Origin of the sequence: Pseudolysinimonas sp. (assembly GCF_031389465.1) — a bacterium.
GTDB lineage: Bacteria > Actinomycetota > Actinomycetes > Actinomycetales > Microbacteriaceae > Pseudolysinimonas_A.
On record NZ_JANMSQ010000124.1, the window covers coordinates 1 to 3,698 of the forward strand.

Consider the following 3,698-nt stretch of genomic DNA (forward strand, 5'->3'; position numbering starts at 1 on the left):
CGCAGCCCGTGCCATGGCTTCTGTCAGCCGACGGTGGCAGAATCGAATGTATGTTCGAGTCGAATGCAGCGACAGCTGCTGCTGTCGTGCTCGACGCTCCCCCGAGCAATGCCGATGTCATCCGCGATCTGCAGGCGCGCAGCCGCGGGATGCAGCGCAACCGCCTCGATACCCGCGCCATCCCGACCCACCCGGCACTCGGCGACTTGTTGCCCAGCGGGGCGATCGCGGCCGGCGGCCGGTACCAGGTGGCAGCCTCCACCACTCTCGCCCTCGCGCTGCTGCAGGCCCCGAGTGCGGCGGGAGCCTGGTGCGCCGTCGTCGGCGTGCCCGATCTCGGCACAGAGGCGGCTGCCGGTCTCGGGCTCGACCTCAAGCGGCTCGTGCTCGTGCCGCATCCCGGTCAGCAGTGGCTGTCGGTGGTCTCAGCGCTCGTCGACGTCGTCTCGATCGTGCTCGTGAAGCCACCCGTGCGCGACGGCCGTTCCCGGGTGCCCGAAGCCGCGGCGGGCAAGCTGGCCGCGCGACTGCGGCAGCGTGAGGCGGTGCTCGTCGCGCTCGGCGAGTGGCCGCAGGCGGATGCGGCCCTCTCGATTTCCGAGAGCGCCTGGGTGGGACTCGGTGTGGGCTTCGGACATCTCACCGCGCGTCAGGTCACCGTGGGTTCGGTGTCGTCGGCGTGGCAGGGGCGGGTGAAATCCCGGCGGCTGTGGCTGCCCGGCACCGACCAGCAGGTCTCCCCCATTGAGCCACGCGTGCGCGACGTCGTGCCCCTGCACGCTGTCGTCCCGCATAGGGTGACCCCGTGATCTACCTGTTCGACGCCGAACTGTGGCTGTGGGATGCGCGCCAGGGCGACTCGTGGGTCTTCGTGAGCCTCCCGCAGGAAGCATCCGCCGAGATTCGTGAAACAGCTGGCGCCCTCCCTCGCGGATTCGGCTCGGTGCGGGTCACCGCCACACTCGGCGCGACCGTGTGGAAGACGTCGATCTTTCCCGACGCGAAGGCGGGGGTCTACGTGTTGCCGCTCAAGAAGGCGGTCCGCAAGGCGGAAGGCGTCGAGGTCGGCGACACCGCGATGCTGAAGGTCGAGCTCGACCTCTAGAGTCCGCGGCCGCCGCCCCCGCCGCCAGGCTTTCCGCGGGGCGGCTTGGCGGGCTGGGACGCCGCGATCAGTGCGGCCTCGTCGGCGAGGTCGATCGCGGTGCAGGTCCAGTCGAGCCATGCGTCACTCGCCGACACCGGAATGCCGACCCAGTCGGAGAACTGCCGGTGACTTTCCTTCGGCGACCAGGTCGCGGCACCGGGCAGCGCGAGTGCTTCGGCGTGCTCCTCGCGCGAACGCCCGAGTTTCACGGCGAGAACGTCGGCGTCGAGGCAGGCGACCATCTTGCCCTCACGCATCATGATCGGGCAGCCCATCATCTGCCGGCGTTCCACCTCCGATCCGAGGGTCTCGACGATCCGCACGAATTCAGCGAGAGCGGTTTCGGCATGGGCAGTATCGGAGTGGCCATCCGTCATGACGACATTCTGCCCATCCGCCCGGTCCTACGGAATGAGGACTGTGCGGCACGCTGAGCAGGCATAGCCTGAGCTCATGCGGAGCACTGGGAGTTCCGATGGTCTAGAGGTACTGGCGGTCGCCGGCAGTTTCGTGGTGACCCTCGGCTGGGACCTCTCGCTCGGTCGCATCCGTACCCGCAAGGTGCTCGGCTTCGCGATCCGACGACATCGCCATTCGGATGGTGAGGTCGAGTGGCTTACCGGGCTCAAGACTTTCGAGTCGGTCGAGGCTCATCCGCCGCCGGGCGTTGGACGTTCCTCTCGGAAGCATCCGTTTCAGACCTTTCAGTGGGCCGACTATTCGGTCACGCCGGGGCAGACGTACACGTATCGGGTGGTCGCGCGAAAGGGGCAACCGAACGGGCTCGTCGACGATGCGCGGGTCGAGGTGACGGTGACGACCGAGCAGGTCGATCAGGGCAGACACGCGGTGTTCTTCAACCGCGGTGCGATCGCCTCACAGGAGTACGCCCGCCGATTCCAGAACCGGCCGCCTGACGAGGTCGGTCAGGCCGCCTACGACTGGTTGTCGCGCGGACTCGTCGAAGGACTCGAGTCGTTCCTCGCCCAGGCGGGTGCCGGCGACGAGCTGCATGGCGCGTTCTACGAGTTCGAGAGCCCGCGCATCCACGCCGCGCTCGCGGCCGCCCGCGACCGGGGAGCCGCGATCACGGTGCTCTACGACGCTGACAGTGCGCGGGCCGGCAACGAGGCCGCACTCGCCGCCAGCGGGATCGCCGGGCTCTGCAAGCCGCGAACCCGGTCGGGCGGCTTCGCCCACAACAAGTTCTTCGTCTACTCCCCTGCCGGCCAGCCCGCCGAGGTGTGGACGGGTTCGACCAATCTCTCCCAGAACGGCATCTTCGGACACTCGAACAACGCCCACATCGTGCGGGATGCCGCCGTCGCGGCCTCCTATCGGACGTACTGGGACATCCTCGACGCCGACCTCACTCGCAAGCCGACGGCGACCGCGGTGAGCGCGCTGTCGCCGCAGCCGGTCACGAACCCGGCGGCGGGAGCCTCTGACACGGAAGTCGTGTTCTCGCCGCGCCTCGGCCTCGAGGTGCTCGACTGGTACGCATCCCGCGCCAAATCAGCGAAGCGCGGCCTGTTCATGACGTTCGCGTTCGGGATGGATGCCCGGTTCGTCGAGGCCTACGACCGCGCCGACCGGGCGCTGCGCTTCGCCCTCATGGAGAAGAAGGGCAACGGAAAGACGTTCGCCGAACAGTCGAAGACGATCGACCGCATCCGTCGGCTGCCCAACACGACGATCGCCGTCGGCGCCAAGATCGAACTCAACTCCTTCGACCGGTGGCTCGCCGAGATCGATCGGGCGACCGACGATGCCCACGTTCTCTACGTGCACACGAAGTACATGCTCGTCGACCCGCTCGGCCCCGACCCGCTCATCGTCATCGGGTCGGCCAACTTCTCCAAGGCGTCGACCGAGAGCAACGACGAGAACATGCTCGTGATCCGCGGAGCGCCGGCGGTCGCCGACGTCTATCTCGGCGAGTTCATGCGACTGTTCAGCCACTACGCCTTCCGGGAGTCTCTCGCCCAGAAGAACCGTCGCACCTTCGACGCAGCGTTCCAGCCGAACTACCTGCACGAATCGACGCAGTGGGCAGAGACCGGCTACTTCGACTCCGGATCGGATCGCTACCTGCGTCGGCGCTACTTCTCGGGCAACTAGGCGCGAGCCTAGATTCCGCCGCCGCCTCCCCCGCCTCCGGGCTTCTTCGCTCCGGGCTTCTTGGCGCCGGACTTGCCGCGCTTCTTGCTCTTCTTGGCGGGCTTCATCGCCACCTGGGCTGTTTCATCTGCGGGTTCCACGTCGGACTCGCGCCGCGCGTCCGGCTCGTTCGGGGCATCAGTCATGCGGACAGTTTCCTCTCCCGCAGCGCCAGGAACAACGGCATGGCGAACGCGGTCGCCGTCACCGCGGAGAGCGGCGGGAAGAGCCACGCGTGGCGCATCCCGATGCGGCGCCCCTCGATCACGATGAAGACGCCGACCACGACCGCGAGGAGGTGAGGATGTTGAACGTCCAGGTGGCGATCAGGCCGAGAATCGCGAGGGCGAGGTAGCCGATCGCGAGTGGAGTCCAGCGCGCCCGCTGGGTG

Annotated in this window: 6 protein-coding genes; 3 read left to right on the top strand and 3 right to left on the bottom strand. The window is 67.8% G+C overall.

Annotated features, from left to right (window positions below; all coding sequences use genetic code 11):
• The first annotated feature begins 50 nt into the window (after nt 1–50).
• Nucleotides 51–809 (top strand): hypothetical protein, encoded by a 759-nt coding sequence (locus RMO30_RS04720; protein WP_309710178.1) that lies wholly within the window; start codon nt 51–53, stop codon nt 807–809.
• Nucleotides 806–1,105, top strand: coding sequence for a DUF1905 domain-containing protein (locus tag RMO30_RS04725; RefSeq protein WP_309710181.1), 300 nt, complete (start codon nt 806–808; stop codon nt 1,103–1,105). The genes RMO30_RS04720 and RMO30_RS04725 overlap by 4 nt, the downstream gene beginning before the upstream one ends.
• Here the strand turns inward: RMO30_RS04725 and RMO30_RS04730 are convergent.
• On the bottom strand, nt 1,102–1,524 hold the full coding sequence (locus tag RMO30_RS04730; RefSeq protein WP_309710183.1) for a hypothetical protein: 423 nt from the start codon (nt 1,522–1,524) through the stop codon (nt 1,102–1,104). The genes RMO30_RS04725 and RMO30_RS04730 overlap by 4 nt on opposite strands.
• 76 nt (nt 1,525–1,600) lie before the next feature.
• Between RMO30_RS04730 and RMO30_RS04735 the strand changes: the two genes are divergently transcribed.
• Nucleotides 1,601–3,268, top strand: a complete 1,668-nt coding sequence (locus tag RMO30_RS04735) for a phospholipase D-like domain-containing protein (protein WP_309710186.1) — start codon at nt 1,601–1,603, stop codon at nt 3,266–3,268.
• 8 nt (nt 3,269–3,276) lie between these two features.
• Here the strand turns inward: RMO30_RS04735 and RMO30_RS04740 are convergent, their stop codons facing one another.
• Together RMO30_RS04740 and RMO30_RS04745 are read right to left on the bottom strand one after the other, a co-directional pair.
• Nucleotides 3,277–3,453: a hypothetical protein gene (locus RMO30_RS04740; protein ID WP_309710188.1), complete on the bottom strand. Its 177-nt coding sequence runs from the start codon at nt 3,451–3,453 to the stop codon at nt 3,277–3,279.
• Nucleotides 3,450–3,593 (bottom strand): DUF2834 domain-containing protein, encoded by a 144-nt coding sequence (locus RMO30_RS04745; RefSeq protein WP_309710191.1) that lies wholly within the window; start codon nt 3,591–3,593, stop codon nt 3,450–3,452. Before RMO30_RS04745 ends, RMO30_RS04740 begins: the two co-directional genes overlap by 4 nt.
• Nucleotides 3,594–3,698 lie beyond the last annotated feature (105 nt).

Excerpts from the sequence above, each read along its gene's own strand:
- RMO30_RS04720 (WP_309710178.1), top strand. The coding sequence starts at position 51 with ATGTTCGAGTCGAATGCAGCGACAGCTGCTGCTGTCGTGCTCGACGCT.
- RMO30_RS04730 (WP_309710183.1), bottom strand. The coding sequence starts at position 1,524 with ATGACGGATGGCCACTCCGATACTGCCCATGCCGAAACCGCTCTCGCT.
- RMO30_RS04735 (WP_309710186.1), top strand. The coding sequence starts at position 1,601 with ATGCGGAGCACTGGGAGTTCCGATGGTCTAGAGGTACTGGCGGTCGCC.
- RMO30_RS04740 (WP_309710188.1), bottom strand. The coding sequence starts at position 3,453 with ATGACTGATGCCCCGAACGAGCCGGACGCGCGGCGCGAGTCCGACGTG.